The 17,895-nt window shown below is 65.2% G+C and carries 17 protein-coding genes; 9 read left to right on the top strand and 8 right to left on the bottom strand.

The genetic code is table 11. The annotated features are described in order from the left end of the window. Positions 1 to 216 precede the first annotated feature (216 nt). The 3 genes from SMA01S_RS22255 (at position 217) to SMA01S_RS22265 (ending at position 5,579) form a co-directional block, all read left to right on the top strand. Positions 217 to 2,331, top strand: a complete 2,115-nt coding sequence (locus SMA01S_RS22255) for a penicillin acylase family protein (RefSeq protein ID WP_066827470.1) — start codon at positions 217 to 219, stop codon at positions 2,329 to 2,331. 70 nt (positions 2,332 to 2,401) lie between these two features. Next, on the top strand, positions 2,402 to 5,257 hold the full coding sequence (locus SMA01S_RS22260; protein ID WP_066827472.1) for a M16 family metallopeptidase: 2,856 nt from the start codon (positions 2,402 to 2,404) through the stop codon (positions 5,255 to 5,257). Positions 5,258 to 5,279: 22 nt separating this feature from the next. Continuing rightward, positions 5,280 to 5,579, top strand: a complete 300-nt coding sequence (locus SMA01S_RS22265; protein ID WP_066827474.1) for a hypothetical protein — start codon at positions 5,280 to 5,282, stop codon at positions 5,577 to 5,579. Positions 5,580 to 5,976: 397 nt separating this feature from the next. Here the strand turns inward: SMA01S_RS22265 and SMA01S_RS22270 are convergent, their stop codons facing one another. Further along, positions 5,977 to 6,282: a hypothetical protein gene (locus SMA01S_RS22270; RefSeq protein ID WP_066827476.1), complete on the bottom strand. Its 306-nt coding sequence runs from the start codon at positions 6,280 to 6,282 to the stop codon at positions 5,977 to 5,979. Positions 6,283 to 6,544: 262 nt separating this feature from the next. Between SMA01S_RS22270 and SMA01S_RS22275 the strand changes: the two genes are divergently transcribed. After that, on the top strand, positions 6,545 to 6,913 hold the full coding sequence (locus tag SMA01S_RS22275; RefSeq protein WP_066827478.1) for a hypothetical protein: 369 nt from the start codon (positions 6,545 to 6,547) through the stop codon (positions 6,911 to 6,913). 547 nt (positions 6,914 to 7,460) lie between these two features. Beyond that, on the top strand, positions 7,461 to 9,356 hold the full coding sequence (locus SMA01S_RS22280) for a CocE/NonD family hydrolase (protein ID WP_066827480.1): 1,896 nt from the start codon (positions 7,461 to 7,463) through the stop codon (positions 9,354 to 9,356). 160 nt (positions 9,357 to 9,516) lie between these two features. Here the strand turns inward: SMA01S_RS22280 and SMA01S_RS22285 are convergent, their stop codons facing one another. The 4 genes from SMA01S_RS22285 to SMA01S_RS22300 all read right to left on the bottom strand — a co-directional run bounded on the left by SMA01S_RS22285 (position 9,517) and on the right by SMA01S_RS22300 (position 12,157). Then, the gene (locus SMA01S_RS22285; RefSeq protein WP_066827482.1) at positions 9,517 to 10,590 is read right to left on the bottom strand and encodes a 5-(carboxyamino)imidazole ribonucleotide synthase; all 1,074 of its coding nucleotides are present in this window, start codon (positions 10,588 to 10,590) and stop codon (positions 9,517 to 9,519) included. Positions 10,591 to 10,693: 103 nt separating this feature from the next. Next, the gene (purE, locus tag SMA01S_RS22290) at positions 10,694 to 11,173 is read right to left on the bottom strand and encodes a 5-(carboxyamino)imidazole ribonucleotide mutase (protein ID WP_066827484.1); all 480 of its coding nucleotides are present in this window, start codon (positions 11,171 to 11,173) and stop codon (positions 10,694 to 10,696) included. Between the two features lie 55 nt (positions 11,174 to 11,228). Continuing rightward, on the bottom strand, positions 11,229 to 11,801 hold the full coding sequence (locus SMA01S_RS22295; RefSeq protein ID WP_157094098.1) for a hypothetical protein: 573 nt from the start codon (positions 11,799 to 11,801) through the stop codon (positions 11,229 to 11,231). Positions 11,802 to 11,884: 83 nt separating this feature from the next. After that, positions 11,885 to 12,157, bottom strand: a complete 273-nt coding sequence (locus SMA01S_RS22300; protein ID WP_066827486.1) for a DUF4242 domain-containing protein — start codon at positions 12,155 to 12,157, stop codon at positions 11,885 to 11,887. 162 nt (positions 12,158 to 12,319) lie between these two features. On the opposite strand from SMA01S_RS22300, the gene SMA01S_RS22305 reads away from it, so the two are divergent. Both SMA01S_RS22305 and SMA01S_RS22310 read left to right on the top strand, forming a co-directional pair. After that, the gene (locus SMA01S_RS22305; RefSeq protein WP_066827498.1) at positions 12,320 to 12,688 is read left to right on the top strand and encodes a YciI family protein; all 369 of its coding nucleotides are present in this window, start codon (positions 12,320 to 12,322) and stop codon (positions 12,686 to 12,688) included. A 31-nt stretch (positions 12,689 to 12,719) separates the two neighbouring features. Beyond that, the gene (locus tag SMA01S_RS22310; RefSeq protein ID WP_066827488.1) at positions 12,720 to 13,976 is read left to right on the top strand and encodes an RNA polymerase sigma factor; all 1,257 of its coding nucleotides are present in this window, start codon (positions 12,720 to 12,722) and stop codon (positions 13,974 to 13,976) included. A gap of 30 nt (positions 13,977 to 14,006) precedes the next feature. Here the strand turns inward: SMA01S_RS22310 and gpmA are convergent, their stop codons facing one another. Next, on the bottom strand, positions 14,007 to 14,693 hold the full coding sequence (gene gpmA / locus SMA01S_RS22315; protein WP_066827490.1) for a 2,3-diphosphoglycerate-dependent phosphoglycerate mutase: 687 nt from the start codon (positions 14,691 to 14,693) through the stop codon (positions 14,007 to 14,009). A 74-nt stretch (positions 14,694 to 14,767) separates the two neighbouring features. Here gpmA and SMA01S_RS22320 point away from each other — a divergent pair, with 74 nt between their 5' ends. Further along, complete coding sequence (locus tag SMA01S_RS22320) at positions 14,768 to 15,499, top strand: dienelactone hydrolase family protein (RefSeq protein ID WP_066827492.1); 732 nt, start codon at positions 14,768 to 14,770, stop codon at positions 15,497 to 15,499. Between the two features lie 122 nt (positions 15,500 to 15,621). Beyond that, positions 15,622 to 16,098 (top strand): hypothetical protein, encoded by a 477-nt coding sequence (locus SMA01S_RS22325; RefSeq protein WP_157094099.1) that lies wholly within the window; start codon positions 15,622 to 15,624, stop codon positions 16,096 to 16,098. On the opposite strand, the gene SMA01S_RS22330 is transcribed toward SMA01S_RS22325, so the two are convergent. Together SMA01S_RS22330 and SMA01S_RS22335 are read right to left on the bottom strand one after the other, a co-directional pair. Next, complete coding sequence (locus tag SMA01S_RS22330; RefSeq protein WP_066827496.1) at positions 16,095 to 17,213, bottom strand: M14 family metallopeptidase; 1,119 nt, start codon at positions 17,211 to 17,213, stop codon at positions 16,095 to 16,097. The genes SMA01S_RS22325 and SMA01S_RS22330 overlap by 4 nt on opposite strands. Then, positions 17,210 to 17,806 (bottom strand): DUF4136 domain-containing protein, encoded by a 597-nt coding sequence (locus tag SMA01S_RS22335; RefSeq protein WP_066827497.1) that lies wholly within the window; start codon positions 17,804 to 17,806, stop codon positions 17,210 to 17,212. Before SMA01S_RS22335 ends, SMA01S_RS22330 begins: the two co-directional genes overlap by 4 nt. Positions 17,807 to 17,895 lie beyond the last annotated feature (89 nt).

Below are 17,895 nucleotides of genomic sequence, written 5' to 3' on the forward strand. Positions count from 1 at the left end.
AGAGGGAGGGAGCCGCCGCAGGCGGCGGAAGGGTGAGGGCAGGGCTGCAGTCTTTACCTGCCCTCACCTTCCCACTCGGCTTCGCCGAGCGAGGGCCCTTCCTCTCCCAGGGGGAGAGGAATTTGTCCCCCGTGACAAACTCCCGCGCTTCGAGCACACCCGCCGCGAAACACCGGCGGGGAGCGCGGGGATTTGAGGATTCTGAAACGGATCGGCATGGGCGTCGCCCTGCTGCTGGTGCTTGCGGCCATCGGCCTGGCGACGTGGGAGCCGCTGACTGCGGTGCGCGCCGATGCCCCCCCGCCGCACCATTACGACACGGTGATCGCGCGTGACCATTTCGGCGTGCCGCACATCTTCGGCGCGACCGATCCCGATGTCGCTTATGGCATCGCTTACGCCCATGCCGAGGACGATTTCTCGACCTTGCAGGAGGTCGTCGCGATGGCGCGCGGGCGGCTCGGCGCGCTCGATGGCGCCGATGGGGCGAAGACCGATTACGTGCTTCATCTGCTCCATGCGCGCGAGACGACCGACCGTGATTATCTGAAGCAGCCGGCTGACGTTCGCTTACTGCTCGATGGCTATGCCTCGGGTCTCAACGCTTATGCCGCGCGGCATCCAGGCGAGGTGAAGCTGGCCAGGCTGTTCCCGGTCAACGGTCAGGACATCGCCACCGGCTTCGTGATGCGGTCGCCCTTCTTCTTCGGGCTCGATGCTACCTTGGCCGCGCTCGCCGGCGACACCCCGCTGCCGAAGGAAAATGCCGGGCCGCAGCCGGACGCGCCGGACGTCACCCCGGTCGGCCCCGATGGCCGTGAGAACGGATCGAATGCCTTCGTCGTTGCGCCCAAAAGATCGTCGGACGGGTTCACGCGGCTCGTCTCCAATTCGCACCAGCCGTGGCGTGGCGCGGTCGCCTGGTACGAGCTCGTGGTCCATTCGAAGACGGGCTGGAATTTCGCGGGGGCGATGCTGCCGGGCGCGCCCTATCCACTCCTCGGGCACAATGAGACGCTGGGCTGGACCAATACGGTCAATCGTCCGGACCTGATCGATACCTACAAATTGGTGCTCGATGGTGACGGTTCGCATTACCGGTTCGACGGGCAATGGCGCAGCCTCGAAAAGGAAACCGTCTGGCTGCCCGTCAAATTGTGGGGGCCGTTCGTGCTCCCGGTGCCCAAGACGGTCTATCGCGCGGTGCAGGGACCGGTGGTCGAGGCCAAATCCGGCGCCTATGCGATCCACTATGCCGGCGCCGACCAGCTCAGAATGGTCGAGCAATATTACCGCCTCACGCGCGCCAAGACGTTCGACGACTGGCAGCGCGCGATGGCGATGCAGGGCGTGCCGGCGACCAATTTCCTTTACGCCGATGCCGCCGGAAACATCGCCTATTTCTACAATGCCTCGTTCCTGAAGAGGAAGCCGGGCTACGATTATTCGAAAGTGCTGCCCGGCGACACCTCGGCCGATTATGCGCCGGGGACGGTTCCCTGGTCGATGGTGCCACGCAACGTGAACCCGCGATCGGGTTTCCTAGTCAACGCCAATTCGACGCCCTTCCTGTCGGCGGGCGCCGGGTCGGAGATGAACGCGGCCGACTGGTCGCCGCTCCTGGGAATAGAGACCGACACGACCAATCGCGACAACCGCGCGCTCGAACTGATGAGCGCCAATCCCGCGATCAGCCAAGCCGATCTCGAGCGGATCAAGTTCGACACGGGCGTCAGCCGCCGCGGCATGACCGGGAAGTGGTTCGCCGATCTGATCGCCGCCGATCCGAAGGGCGACAAGCAAGTGGCCGCGGCCCAGGCGCTGCTCCGCCAATGGGACTGGAACCTCGACGGCAAGGGGCCGGCCGACGCGCTCGCCGCGTTGATGATGAAGACGTGGCAGAAGTGGCATTATAATCGCCAGCCCGAAGCCGATCCGCGCGCGACGCTGGTCGAGGCGACCGCCTATCTCAACCGCGTATTCGGCCGGCTCGATCCGCCGCTCGGCGCGATGCTGCGGCTGCGCCAGGGCAAGGTCGACCTGCCGCTCGACGGCGGGCCCGAGGTATTGCGCGCCGCGGCCAATTGGGACGAGGCGCCCGACGGCCGGCTGGCGGTCAAGCACGGCGACAGTTTCGTAATGTTCGTCCAATGGGACAAAACCGGGCGGGTGGCGTCGAAATCGATCCAACCGTTCGGTGCCGCGACGACGCGGCCCGACTCTCCGCATTATACCGACCAATCGACCCTGTTCGTCGCGCACAAATTAAAACCAGTCTGGTTCTATCCGCGTGATCTCAAAGCAAATATCGAGCGTTTGTATCGTCCGTGACTTGCCAGTGCCGCGAAGCCGACTTAGCCTCGCGTCATTCGATTTCCTTCCCGATCGACCAGGGGCATTCATGACCATCAAGCTTTTCGCGCTTTCCGGCGTCGCGTTGCTCGCGATCGCCATTCCCGATCTTGCCGCCGCGCAGTCCAAGCCCGCCGCCGCCAAACCCGCCAAGCGGGCCGCGCTGCCGCCGGCCGCGCCGGTCAGCGTTCTCGCCAAGTCGGTCGATATCCCCTTCACCGAGTTCACGCTCAGGAACGGCTTGCGCGTCATCGTCCACACCGATCGCAAGGCGCCGGTGGTCGCGGTCAGCGTCTGGTACAATGTCGGATCGAAGATGGAGCCCGCCGGCAAGACCGGCTTCGCCCATCTGTTCGAACATCTGATGTTCAACGGCAGCGAGAATGCGCCGGGCGATTTCTTCGTGCCCCTGAAGAATGTCGGCGCGACCGATTTCAACGGCACGACCTATTTCGACCGGACCAATTATTTCGAGACGGTGCCGACCCCGGCGCTCGATCGTGCGCTGTTCCTCGAGAGCGATCGGATGGGCTATCTGACCGGCGCGATCACCCAGGCGGTGCTCGACGAGCAGCGCGGCGTCGTCCAGAATGAGAAGCGCCAGGGCGACAACGAGCCTTATGGCCTGTTCGAGTATCGCCAGCTCTCCGGCTTGTTCCCCAAGGGACACCCGTACGAGCATTCGACGATCGGCTCGATGGCCGATCTCGACAGCGCCAGCCTTGCCGACGTGAAGGGCTGGTTCAAGGAGCATTACGGCCCGAACAACGCCGTGCTGGTCCTAGCCGGCGATATCGACGCGGCGGCGGCCAGGCCGCTGGTCGAGAAATATTTCGGCGGCATCCCGGCAGGCCCCAAATCCGTGCTGCCCGATGCCCCGGTGCCGACGCCGTCGACCGCGAAGTTCGAAGTGATGAAGGACCGCGTCGCGGCCACCCGGATCACGCGGTCCTGGGCAGTGCCCGGCCTCAACGACCCGGACAGCGTCGGGCTCGACGTCGCGGCGGGCGTGCTCGGCGGCGGCGGCAGTTCGCGGCTCTATGACGCGTTGGTCCGCAAGGAGAAGCTCGCGGTGCGCGTCAGCGCGGGCAATCAGAGCTTCAGCCAAGTCGGCATCTTCGAGATCAATGTCGATGTGCGCCCGGGCGTCGATGCCGAGGCGGCCGCGAAGCGGCTCGACGCGATCGTCGCCGATTTCCTGGCGACCGGCCCGACCGCCGACGAAGTCCAGCGCTATCAGGTGCGCAGCATCAGCGGCCGCGTGCGGGGACTGGAAGCGGTCGGCGGGTTCGGCGGCAAGGCCGTGACCCTGGCCGAGGGCGCGCTCTATTCCGACGATCCCGCACATTACAAGAAGGAGATGGCCGAGCTCGCCGCCGAGACCCCGGCCAAGGTCAAGGCGGTCGCCGGCAAATGGCTCGGCCGTCCGGTCTATGGCGTCGACATCGTGCCGGGACCGCGCGATGCTTACGAAGAAGCGGCGGTGTCCAAGCCCGTCGCGGTCAAGGCAGCCGACGAACCCGTCGCCAAGGGCACGCGCGGCGCGCTGCCGGACGTCGGATCGATCGCGAACCTGACCTTCCCCAAGGTGGAGCGGGCCAAGTTGGCGAACGGCGTGACGTTGATCTACGCGCAGCGCACCGCGACGCCCGTCACCCGGATCATGGTCAATTTCGACGCCGGCGTCGCCGCCGACGCGCCGACCGCGCTCGGCACGCAGCAACTCACCTTGGCGGCGATGAGCTCGGGCACGACGAGCCTCGACTCGCTCGAATACGCCAAAGCGCAGGAGCGGCTGGGCGCCAACATCAACGCCGGGATCGACAGCGACAGCACGTCCTTTTCGATCGACATGCCTAGCCCTAATCTCAAGCCCGGGGTGGCCTTGTTCGCCGATGTACTGCGCAACCCCGCCTTCGCGCCGACCGAGGTCGATCGCCTGCGCAACCAGCAGCTCGCTGGGATCGCGTCGGAACTGACCAATGCCAACGCGCTGGCCGGTCGTGCCCTGGGTCGCCTGATCTATGGTCCCCAATCGCCTTATGCCAAGGCGTTCGGCGGCGGCGATGCCAATGCGGTCGCCAAGCTGACTCGCGACGACCTGATCGCCTTCCGCCAGGCTTGGCTGCGCCCCGACAAGGCGACCCTGTTCGTGATCAGCGACCGTCCGCTCGACGAGGTCAAAGCGGCGCTCGATACGGCCCTTGGCGACTGGACCATGGGCGGCGCGGCCGGGACCAAAAGCGATGTCGTCAGTATCGCGCCCGCCGCGCCGAAGGTCCTGCTGGTCGATCGCCCGGACTCGCCGCAATCGGTAATCTATGGCGGGATCCCGACCAGCCTGGTTGGGACCGACGAACTGCTCCCGGTCAACACCGCCAATGACGGGTTGGGCGGCGGCTTTCTCGGCCGGATCAACATGGACCTGCGTGAGGACAAACACTGGACCTATGGCGCCAGCGGCCGCTTCTCCCGAGCGCAGGGAGCGACTCCCTTCATCATATCGGCGGGGGTCCAGGCGGATCGCACCGGCGATTCGATCGTCGCGGCGATGGGCGACGTCGCTTCCTATGTCGGCGACAAGCCGATGACCCAGGAGGAATATGATCGCGCGATCGCCGGGGCGATTCGCTCGCTGTCGGGCAGCTTCGAGACCTCGCGCGCGGTAATGGGCGCGATGGTATCGAACTTTATCTATAAACGGCCGGACGATTATTATGCGACCATCGCCGACCGATATCGCGCGCTGACTTTGCCCCAACTCCGTAGCGTCATCGCCCAGGCGATCGACCCCAAGAAAGTGGTCTGGGTCGTGGTCGGCGATGCCAAGACGGTTAGGCCCCAGCTTGACAAGGTCGGGCTGCCTGTCGAGGTCGTGCCTGCGGCGTCGCTGGGTGCGCGCTGACGGAATTCACGGGAGAGACAAGATGGCAGTCGATGGCGTGTACGAAACGGTCGTGAAGTCGCCGATGGGCGACCAGAAGGCGACGCTGACGGTGAAGTCGGACGGCACCAGCTGGACCGGCACCCAGGTGGGTGCGATGGGCACAGCCGAGATCACCGACGGCGTGGTCGACGGCAACACGATCAAATGGTCGATGAACATCACCGTGCCGATGCCGATGACCTTGACCAACGAAGCGACGATCGATGGCGACACGATCACCGGATCGGTCACCGCCGGCGCGTTCGGCAGCTTTCCGCTGACCGGCACGCGCGTGGGCTAACGGAGTTGGCCCGCGGTCCGCGCAGCGGACGCGGGCTGGCGGCCGGCTCGGCTCGGCCGCGACCGACGGCGCGGAATTAACGTCCGCGCCACGGTCTGGATAGAAGGCCCGCCTCCCGGTGTGGAGGCGGGCCTTTTCGTTGCCGGGCTGTCTCGATTGTCGGCAAGGGAATGGCCGCATTCCGAACCGGCGACCGATCCGGGGTACGGCGGGTGCCTGACGCCCGATATCGTCGTTCCGCCGCGTTCGGCGGCCCCGAACTCATTCGCGGGCTCAGCCGTCTGCCGAGGCCCGCCAAATTTTCGTAAATTCGCTTAAATCGCTTTGTGTCGATCTGACGATATCGTTGCTTCCCGGCCCCGCTCGGCGGATGTCGCCGGGCGGGGCCGGGCGATATTCAACGTGTGGCCAATTCGGCCGCTCCGGGCTTTGCCGGCGCGAGGGGCATGCTGTAGGAGATGGGGTAGGAGACATATACGCCATCGACCGTGCCGGTTACTTTATTTCCGCGCACGATCAGTTGGAAGCGGTCTCCCGTCGGGAAACGACCATTGAGGATCACCAGGCCAGCTCTTTCGGTCTTCGTGTAGGTATAGGTTTCACCATCGCGCTGGAAGGTGATCTCGGTCGGCTTTTCGCCGGCGAAGGCGGGAGCGGCCGTGACAAGCAGCAGCGCGGCGGAAGCGAAGAACGTCTTGGTCATGATCTTTCCTTTCGTTTATCGAAAGCCAGATCAGCATCCTCGCCGTCGCCAACGATATTGCAGTGCAGCAAAATGCCAATCGCAAAGATTGCGCGACCGGTTGCACAATATGAACGCGGGATGCGCGTGATCGCGACGCTGTGATCGACGCGCCAAGCCGCACGGCGCGCGCGACGAGCGGGGCGCGCTTCATCGCATTTGGTTTGCCGGTCTTCGCAACGCACTGATATTCTTAATCCCAAGTGTGGGAGGGAATAGCGTCATGAAGATTAGCCCGTTGCTCTGCGGGGCCATCGTCGCCGCAATGGTGCCAGCCGCCGCTTTAGCCGACGATCCGCGCGATCCGGCGATGCGCAACGCCGCGGCACGGGCGCGCGACAGTGCGATCACGCGCGACCTCAACCGCCGGGAAAATGCGCGAGTCCTGAAGCGCGGCGTGACGTGGCGGGTGGTGCGTGGCGGCCGCGGTGACGAGGCCGATGACGGCGACTATGCCGCCGCCGCGCGGGACCATGAGCGCGATATGGCGGAGTACCGTCGCAGTCGCGCGCGATACGAGCAGGAAATGGCCGGTTGGCGTCGCGCCGTGGCCGCGTGCGAAGCGGGTGACGATGCCGCTTGCGACAATTGATGTCCGATCTCAGGCCGTAGGTTCCTGTGCGCTTCCCGTCGCGTTCTGTTGGACCTAGTTTGTCGCATGGCGAAGGTCGAACGAGTTAGAAATCTAGGCTTTCTGATTGCGCTCGCAATCGCCGTTAGCGGATGCTTTCCACTTGGTGACAATGAGGGCGCCCAAGCGGCCACAAGCGCTCAAGTGAAAGCTGCGCTAACCAAATGCGAAGTTCCACAGCAATACCTCGTATCGCACCAAGGCGAAAACACCGTGAAGTTTCCCGACCATGCTCGAAACATAGAAATCCAACGCCATTGCGTGGCCGCTTATTTGCAGAAGAAGGGCGTGTCCGTGGACTTCGCTTGGCATGAGGGAAACGGTAGCTGACCATCGGGAGCGGATGTTGGTCAGATGAGTGCGCCTGGACACGTTTGCGAGCGACTGTCCTGTCGGTATCTTGGCTGACTGCCCCTCTGCATAACCGCCGCCCACCGCGATTCAAAAGTTGCACGCGAAACGACTCCGCGCCACGATCCTTTCGACATCGATGGCGGGGGAATAGGGCATGCGCTGGCGGCTGGCAGTGGCGATGGGGCTGGCGGCGCTCGCCGCTTCGGGCGGGACGGCGCAGACCTATGACGATCGCCCGGCAAAGGCGGTCGCGCCCAATTACGGCTTCAACTACGAGCGCCGCGTCGTCGAGATCCCGATGCGCGATGGGACCAAGCTCCACACGGTCATCCTGACGCCCAAGGGCGCGAGCAATGCACCCATCTTGCTCACCCGCACGCCGTACAATGCCGAGGCCCTGACGACCAACCGCAAGAGCGGGGATCTCGGCACCGCGCTCTACGGCTATGACAATGCCACCGACGTGATCGTCGATGGCGGCTATATCCGGGTGATTCAGGACATTCGCGGCAAATACGGATCGGGCGGTACCTTCGTCATGAACCGTGCCCTGGTCGGCACGGCGGAGAACCCGACCAAGGTCGACGACGCCACCGATTGCTACGACACGATCGACTGGCTGGTGAAGAACCTGAAGGAGTCGAACGGCAAGGTCGGCATCCTGGGCATCAGCTATGACGGTTACGAGCCGCTCGCGGCTCTGGTGAACCCGCATCCGGCGCTCAAGGTGTCGGTGCCGATGAACCCGATGGTCGATGGCTGGATGGGCGACGACTGGTTCCACAACGGCGCGTTCCGCCAGATGGGCATGGATTATATCTGGGAGCAGGAAGCGACGCGCGACAACAGCCTGCCCTGGGTCAGTTCGAGCGACGACGTCTACGATCTCTACATGCGCGCGGGGTCGGCGGGCGAGCTCGGCAAGCGGATGGGGCTCGACCAGATCGGCTTCTGGAAGAGCATCCTGGCGCATCCAGCCTATGACCGCTTCTGGCAGGATCGCGCGATGGACGCCTACCTCGCCAAGCTGCCGCTCAAGGTGCCGGTGATGCTGGTCCATTCGCTCTGGGATCAGGAGGACAGTTACGGCGCGCTGGCGGTCTATCGCGCGCTCGAGCCCAAGGATGCCAATAACGACATGGTCTATCTGTCGATGGGGCCGTGGCACCATGGGCAGGAGATCGAGGACGCCGATACGCTCGGTCAGATGCGCTGGGGGCAGGATACGGGGACGTGGTGGCGCCGAAACGTGCTCGCGCCGTTCCTCGCACATTACCTCAAGGGCAGGCCGATGGACGTCGCGCCGGTCACCGCGTTCGAGAGTGGGACCAACGAATGGCAGCGCTTCCAGTCGTGGCCGAAGGATGCGGGGGAGGGCGATCGGCTGTATCTGAAGCCGGGCGCTGCGTTGGGCTTCGATGCCGTGGCGAGCGGTGAGGAAACCGCCGATTACGTTTCCGATCCGGCGCATCCGGTGCTGTTCCGCAACCGCCCGGTCCAGGCGGTGGGCTATGACAACAATCCCTGGCCCAATTGGCTCGCCGACGATCAGCGCGCGGTGTCGAGCCGGCCCGACGTGTTGACCTTCACCAGCGAAGTGCTGACCCAGCCGCTCAAGATTTCGGGGCGGCCGATGGTCAAGCTGACCGCGTCGACCAGCGGCACCGACAGCGACTGGGTGGTCAAACTGATCGACGTCTGGCCCGACCAGGTGCCGGGGCGTCCGGGGTTCGGCGGTTATCAGTTCGCGGTCGGCATGGACATCTTTCGCGGACGCTATCGCGAAAGCTTCTCCGAGCCGAAGGCGCTGACGCCCAACGCGCCGCTCCAATACAGCTTCGCGCTGCCCGCCGCGAACCATGTCTTTCTGCCCGGCCACCGGATCATGGTGCAGGTGCAGTCGAGCTGGTTCCCGCTCTACGACCGCAACCCGCAGAGCTTCGTGCCCAACATCTTCCTCGCCAAGCCGGCGGATTATGTGAAGGCGACACAACGCGTATGGGTGTCGGGAGCGAACGAAAGCTACATCGCGCTGCCGGTGGTGAAGTAGCCCTAAATCCGCCCCGGAACGGGGAGGGGGACCATCGCGCAGCGATGGTGGAGGGGGCCTGCGACACACAGGCAATCGGCGAGGGCGCTAGCGATGGAGGGCCCCCTCCACCAAGCCGCTACGCGTCTTGGTCCCCCTCCCCGTGCCGGGGAGGAATAAATCAGTCCCGCTTCAACCGCGTCACATGTCCCATCTTCCTCCCGGGCCGGGCATTGCCCTTGCCGTAGAGGTGCAGATGGGCGCCCGGCTCGGCCAGGATCGCCGCCCAGTCGTCCGCCTCGGCGCCGATCAGATTGACCATCTCGACCGCGGGGGCGGTCAGCGCGGTGTCGCCGAGCGGCAGGCCGCAGATCGCGCGGATATGGTTTTCGAATTGCGAGGTGACCGCGCCTTCGATCGTCCAATGCCCCGAATTGTGCACGCGCGGCGCCATTTCGTTGAACACCGGTCCCTCGGCGGTGGCGAAGAACTCGCAGGCGATCACGCCGACATAGCCGAGCTGGTCGGCGATCCGCCCGGTCAGTGCCGCGGCGACTCCCCATTGATTGGCGATCTCGGCCGGCGCTGGCAGCGACGAGCGCGCCAGGATGCCATCCTTATGCTCGTTCCACGGCGGCGGGTAGCTGACCATCGATCCGTCATGCCCGCGCGCGAGGATGATCGAGAATTCGTGGCTGAAGCTGACGACCCCTTCCAGGATGGCGGGACGCTGGCCGATCGCGTCCCACGCGGCGGCTGCCTCTGCGGCGTTGGCGATGCGCACCTGGCCCTTGCCGTCATAGCCGAGCCGCAGCGTCTTCAGGATGGCCGGCGCGCCGATCTCGGTCAGTGCCGCCTGCAGTTCGTCCAGCGTCGCGACGCGGCGCCACGGCGCGGTGCGGCCGCCGATCGCGTCGACGAACGCCTTTTCGCTGGCGCGATCCTGCGCGATGGCAAGCGCCTGTGGCGCCGGGTGTACCGGAACGCGCGTCGACAGATAGGTGACCGGCTCGATCGCGATATTCTCGAATTCATAGGTCACGACGTTGCAGCGCGCCGCCATCTCATCGAGCACGATCCGGCTGTGATAATCGGCCCGCGTGAAGCTCGACGCGGTCTGCGCCGCGACGCTTTCGGCATCGGGGGCGAGAATGTGGGTATGGTAGCCGAGCTCGGCGGCGGCCGAGGCCAGCATCCGCCCGAGCTGGCCGCCGCCGAGGATGCCGATCGTCGAACCGGGGGGAAGGGGGGTCATGCGGACTCTCTTACTCCCGTTCGCCCTGAGCTTGTCGAAGGGCGTGTTCCAGGCACGCGTGCTTCGACAGGCTCAGCACGAACGGTGGGTTAGACATCGCCGCTTACTCCGGATCGATCGCGACGCTGTCGGTCTGCCTGGCGCGCCATGCCTTGAGCCGCTCGGTCAATGCCTCGTCGCTCGTCGCGAGGATCGCCGCGGCGAGCAGTCCCGCATTGATCGCCCCGGCCTTGCCGATCGCCAGCGTTCCGACGGGCACGCCGCCGGGCATCTGGACGATCGAATAGAGGCTGTCGGCGCCCTTTAGTGCCTTCGACTCCACGGGAACGCCGAGCACCGGCAAATGGGTCATCGACGCCGCCATGCCGGGCAGGTGCGCGGCGCCGCCGGCGCCGGCGATGATCACCTTCAACCCGCGCTCGGCAGCGCTAGTCGCGTAATCGTAGAGACGCTGCGGCGTGCGGTGTGCGCTGACCACTTTGGTCTCGTGCGGCACGCCGAGTTCCTCAAGCTTTTCGGCGGCATGACGCATCGTCTCCCAGTCGGAAGTCGAGCCCATGATGATGCCGACGAGCGGTTGCATCCGCCGCCCCTAGCCAAGGGGGCGGGACAGGGCAACCGCCTGCGCTCGAACCGGGTTACAGCGCTTCTCTGCAGCCGCGGGTCAGATGCACGCCGCGCAGGAAGCCGCGCCGGGCGAAACCGGCCTGGGTCGCCGCGGCGAGGCGGCGGTCGGCGGCGGCGGCGCCCGATACTTCGCGTACCACCCCGCGAAACGGGATCAGCGAATTGACTACCGCCCCGCCCGCCGCCTTGCCGACGCTCATCTTGTCGTTGGGGCCGCCCGCGCTGTAGTCCGGGCCGAGCGCCGCATCGAGCACGCGCACCGCATCGGCGATCTGGCGGCAGGTCCTCAGCCCGGCGAGCGAATAGGGCGCGTTCGACGCTTCGACCAGCGAGGGCGGGATCTTGGTCTTGGCGATGCCGACATCCTTGGCGGGTTGGCTGACCACCTCCTTGGTATCGTCGATCGTCTCTTTGCGCTTCTCGTCGCGCGTCGATTGCGGCGTAGGATCGGCGGTGGTCGGCGCGGTGGTGGTGACGGGAGCGGCGGGTGCGGTGCTCTGTGCCATTGCCGCGTAAGGCAACAGCACCGCGCTCGCCATGCTGAACGCCGCGACAAATATCTTCCGATGGCTACCCGCCTGCATCGATTTCTCCATTCGGGCGGTCGCCCGATCGTTACGCTTGGAGAAGAAACGCGCGTCGCGGGCGGTCGATCCCTTGGTCGCGGTTAATCAGCAGTGGTCGGGTCGATCACATTGCGCACCTCGGCGATCGAATTGGCCGGAAAGCCGGCGGTTTCGGCATGCTGGCGGATCAGGTCGGCCGATGGCGCGCGATAGATGCAATAGATCTTGTCGTCGGTGACATAGCTGTGAACCCATTGGATCTCGGGCCCCAGGTCGCGCAGCACGCTGCACGAGGTCTGCGACGCGCCCTTGAGGTCGGCTGCGCTGGCACCCCCGATTCCGGGCATGTCCCGTTCGATGACGAATTGCGGCATGGCGATTCTCCCAATGACCGACCCTGGGCTGCGCCTTTGCCGAGCCAGGGGATAGGAAAAATGCGCCTTCGCTGTCGATATCGGCAAGGCCAGTTCGTCGTCTATAATGGGCGAGGCAATCGTGCGGCGATGGCGCCGCGGCTCGACCCAGGAGTTTTCCCGATGCGTTTCATGTCCATCGTCACCTCGCCGCGGTCGGAGACATACGGCAATCCGACGCCCGAGCTTCTCGAAGCCATGGGCAAGCTCGCCGACCGCGAGATCAAGGCCGGCCGGATGATCGACAATGGCGGACTGATGCCGATCGAGCAGGGTGCTCGCATCACCATCAGGAACGGCGAACTGAGCGTGCTCGACGGTCCGTTCGTCGAGGCCAAGGAAGTCATCGGCGGCTATGCGATTTCCGAGTTCGCAAGCAAGGAAGAGGCCGTCGCGCTGGCGGTCGAATTCATGCAGCTCCACAAGGATCATATGCCTGGCTGGGAAGGCACCTGCGAAGTCCGCGCCTTCGCCGGTCCGCCCACGGCTTGATCGCTTCCCGACCTTCGCGGCGTCGGCGGCCATGACGGCTGCCGACGCGCACCGGACGGTCCTGGCCGTCTGGCGGATCGAGCAGCCCCGGCTGATCACCAGCCTGGCGCGGATGTTGCGCGACGTGCCACTGGCCGAGGAACTGACCCAAGAGGCATTGCTCGCCGCGCTCGAGCGCTGGCCGCAGACCGGCGTGCCCGAACGGCCGGGGGCGTGGCTGATGACGACCGCCCGGCGCCTGGCGGTCGATCATATGCGGCGATTGCCGATGCTCGACCGCAACCACGCATTCCTCCTGCACGAACTGGAGCAGGAGCAAGCGGAGACGCCCGATTACGATGCATTTCTCGACGACGATATTGGCGACGAGATGCTGCGGCTGATCTTCACCGCGTGCCATCCACTGCTACCCTATGACGCCCGGCCGGCGCTGGCATTGCGGATGATCTGCGGCCTGACCACCGCCGAGATCGCGCGCGCTTTCCTGGTATCCGAGGCGACCGTCGCGCAACGCATCGTCCGCGCCAAGCGAACCCTGACGGATTCGGGTCTGGCCTATGAGACGCCGCACGGCGATGAGCTCACCCAACGATTGTCGTCCGTGCTCGAGGTGATCTATCTGATCTTCAACGAAGGCTATACCGCGGCGCGCGGCGACGACTGGCTGCGTCCCGATCTGTGCAGCGAGGCGTTGCGGCTGGCGCGCGCGGTCGTCGCGATCGCGCCGCATCAGCCCGAGGCGCACGGACTGCTCGCCTTGATGGAGCTCAACGCTTCGCGCACCGCGGCGCGGACCGATCCGGCCGGTGAGCCGATCCTGCTGCTCGATCAGGATCGCGCATTATGGGATCGCACACAGATCCAGCGCGGGATGCGATCGCTGGCGCGTGCCGAGGAATTGGGCGGTGTCGGCGGGTTCTACACACTCCAGGCCGCGATCGTGGCCTGCCACGCACGCGCCGCGCGCGCCGCCGAAACCGACTGGCTGCGCATCGCCTTGCTCTATGCGGAGCTGTCCGCCGTCACCCGATCGCCGATCGTCGAACTCAACCGTGCGATCGCGGTCGGCATGGCGGAAGGACCTGCCTCAGGGCTCGTCATCCTGGATCGGATCGCCGATGCGCCCGAATTGGCCGGCTATCATCTGCTGCCGAGTGTGCGCGGCGACCTGTTGCGACGGCTGGGGCGTCACGAGGAGGCACGGGCTGCGTTCGAGACGGCCGCCGCGCTGGCCGGGAACCGGCGCGAACGCGAGTTGCTCAATCGGCGCGCGCGGGAACAGGATTGACGACGCCGGTCGCGAGCGACGTGCGCGCGATTACCGCTCGTTCAGATAATAACGATCGGTGGCGTTGAGCTGGTCATCGAGCTGATAGACGATCGGCTGGCCGGTCGGGATTTCCAGGCTGGTGATCTCGTCATCGGGAATGTTCGACAGATGCTTGACCAACGCGCGCAGCGAATTGCCGTGCGCGGATATCAGTACGCGCTGTCCGCTTTTGAGCGCGGGGGCGATGCGTCCGTCCCAATAAGGCAGCACGCGCGCGATCGTGTCCTTCAGGCTCTCGGTGTTCGGGATGGCGATGCCGGCATAGCGGCGATCCTTCGACAGATCATATTCGCTGCCCGCTTCCAGTGGCGGCGGCGGGATGTCGAAGCTGCGGCGCCAGATATGGACCTGTTCGTCGCCGTGCTTGGCCGCGGTCTCGGCCTTGTTGAGTCCCGTCAGTCCGCCATAATGGCGTTCGTTGAGCCGCCAGTCCTTTTCGACCGGCAGCCACAGCCGCCCCATCGCCTCGAGCGCGAGATTGAGCGTCTTGATCGCCCGCGTCTGGAGCGAGGTGAAGCACATATCGAAATCGAGGCCCTTGGCGGCCATCAGCTCGCCCGCCAGCCGCGCTTCCTCGGCGCCCTTCTCGGTCACGTCGACATCCCACCAGCCGGTGAAACGGTTTTCGAGGTTCCAGGCCGACTGGCCATGGCGGATCAGGACGAGCATGGGCACAAAGCTACTCCTTGCGGGGGATCGGGCGGCTCTGTAGCGCTTCGTGCCGTTACGGCAAACCTGGAGAGCGAGTCATGGCGATCGTGCGGCAAACCATGGTGTATGACGGCCCGGGGGGACCGTTCGAGGGCGTGTTCGCCTATGACGATGAGGTCGAGACTGCGCGGCCGGGGGTGATGGTCGTGCCCAACGTGCTCGGCCAGAAGGAATCGGACAGCGTCACCGCGGAGAATATCGCCAAGCTCGGCTATGTCGGCTTCGTCGCCGACGTGTTCGGGCAGGGGCGACGCAAGACCTTCACTTCGGAAAATCCGGCCGAATATATGAACGAGCTCAATGCCGATCGCGGGCTGCTGCGCGACCGGCTGAAAGCGTCGCTCGAAATGCTCAAGGGTTTCCAGCTGGTCGATCCGGCCAGGACCGCGGTCTATGGTTATTGTTTCGGCGGTAAATGCGCGTTGGACGTGGCGCGCGCCGGGTTCGACGTGCTGGGCGTGGTGTCGTTCCACGGCGTCTACGACAAGCCCGATTATGCCAGCGTCACGCCGATCAAGGCCAGGATATTGGTCTGCCACGGCTGGGAAGACCCGATCGCGCCGCCCGAAGTCATGGTCGCGCTGGGCAAGGAGTTGAGCGAGGGCCAGGCCGATTGGCAGATCCACGCTTATGGGACTGCCGGCCACGCCTTCACCGATATCGACCGCAAGGGCGTGCCACCGGTGCGCCCCGGCGTTGCCTATGAGGAGCGCGCCGACCGCCGCAGCTGGAAAGCGGCCAGCGACTTCCTCGCGGAGCTGTTCGGCTGAGCAGGATGTTTGGCGCGGCGACGTGGGCGCGTGCATGTCGTCGGCGCGGTCGGTTCGCAATATTCATGGCTTTGACCATGGCTCAGGGCTGCGGGCTGATCCCCAGCGGTAACCTCAAGGTGGTGAACGTCGCGCGCGTTGCTGCCAGCGCCCTGCCTGCGGGCAACGATCGTGACGTACTCCGCGACGCTATGATGGCGCGGAGCGAAACCCTGCTGAAGATTACCTTGGAAGGCGATGCCAACTGGATCGGCACGGTTCGGACAAACGAGTTGAATGGTTATGCGATCGTCACGCGATGCGACCTGCCCGATCAGGAAGTCTTCTCGCTCGGGCCTTATGTCGGGAATGTCATGATCAGCTACGGCGCCGACGGTTTCGACCACTATCGTCCGTCGGCGGCGCGCCAGCTTTATCAGGTCTACATACCCATGGCCGGGCGCTACAGGTCGCGACGCGACTTCAACCGGCCGATGCCCTCCTACGATTTCGCGAAACAGCCCGCGAATTTGTGTATTCGCTTTGCCGGCGGCGCGATGACGGGCGTCTACGCGCAATCCAATCTGGTCAGCGTTCCGCTTGGCCCGTCAAACAATTAAATCCCGTCGATCACCTCGGCGATCGTTTCCAGGCACGCTACCGCCAGGACTTTGCACCGCTCCGGCGACCAGCCGAATTCGGGGTCGGGATTGGGGTCGTGGTCCTTGAATGGCATTTCCAGGGTCATCGACACCGCGCCGAACCGCTCGGCGAGCTGGTTGGTCGACATCGTCAGATTGGCCTTGCCCGGGGCCGATTTCTCATAGCCCTTGGCGGTCTGGAATTCAGGCGTGCGCGCGGCGAGGCGGCGGCCGAAATCGTAGAATTTCTCGCCGAACGCGTCGGTCCAGCTGGGAATGCCTTCATAGCCCGCCAGGAAATTGGCCGGGATCGCCTCGTCGCCATGGACGTCCATCGCGAGCTTCACCCCCGTGCGGTCCATCTCGTCGCGGACCAGTTTGACCTCGGGGCTCTTCTCCATCGAGGGCTCGTGCCATTCGCGGTTGAGGTTGATGCCCGCGGCATTGGTCCGAAGGTGCCCGCGGAACGTGCCGTCGGGGTTCATGTTGGGGACGACATGGAAGGTGCACTTGGCTTTGACCGCGTCCGCCGCCGAGCTGGTCAGCCATTCGAGCGCGCCTTCCATCCACCATTCGGCCATGCTCTCGCCCGGATGCTGGCGAGCATAGAGCCATACTGGCTTGTCGCCCGTGCCGATGGTCAGCAAGTCGATCGCGCGGCCATCGAGCGTGTGGCCGAGTTCGCGGTGCGTGACGCCCGGCTTGGCGGCATAGGTTGCGATCAGGTCCTCGTGCCGTTCCATCGTGTACGGCGCGAAATAGGCGAACCACGCGACTTGCGCGTCCGACTGCCAGTCGAATTCGAGCACGCCGTTCTCGTAGCGAGTGGGGATCATCCGCCAATGGACGCGGTCGGTCGAGGCGCGCGCCTTGTAGCCCGGCCAGCCGAACGGATAGGCCGACTTGCCCGCATTCAGGATGCGGAAGGTCAGCTTGCGCCCGGCGGCATTGGCGACGCGGAACGAGAACCATTGATAGAAATCGGACAGATGGTCCTTGGCGATTTCCAGGTCGACGCGGTCGCCCTGGATTTCGATAACGCGGATGTTGCCGCCGTCGAACGCGGCGGTGATGGCGGGAGAGGTATCGGTCATTTGACCTCGATAGTCCGGCCCGACTCGCCAGGGAACCCGGTGAACAACGCGGTCGCCAATTTGGGCGCGATCTTGTCCGCCACAGCATTGCCGACCACGCCGATCGCGCGCGACTGGGCACGGCCTTCCCAGACGCCGAGATCGCCCTGACGCTGGTTGATCTTGACCGACAGCATGCTGAGCGCGTCCTCGCGATCGCGCCCGCGGCCGATCGGGAACGACACGCCGCCCCCCAGCCCGACGCCGCCGCCGCCGCGATTGCCGCTCCATGTTCCCCCGCCCAAGCCGATGCTGAACGGCGAGCGCTCGCGCACCGGCCGCGCCTCGGTATGGAAGCCGATCTTGGCGACATAGACGCTCTTCGATCCGTCGGGGACCAGCGTATAACCTTGCCTGGCCAGCGCATCGCCGACCGCCAGGGCATAGACCTGATATTCCGGGCCGTTGTCGATGCCTTCATCGGGCACCAGGGCGATGGTGCCGCGGCCGACCTCATCGGCGCGATAGCGTGTCACTTCGGTGGGGAACGAGGCAGGTGCCGTTGCGCACCCCGTCACCATCAGGGCTGCCGTCAGCAGGATCGCTTTACGCATTCACTCTTCTCCACCATCGCGTTGCACCGGGTATGTTGCCTTCTAGAGTCTGTTTCAGCAAAGCTGAAACAGCTGCGGTGCCGGCCCGC

It is taken from the genome of Sphingomonas mali NBRC 15500 (assembly GCF_001598415.1).
Classification (GTDB): Bacteria; Pseudomonadota; Alphaproteobacteria; order Sphingomonadales; family Sphingomonadaceae; genus Sphingomonas; species Sphingomonas mali.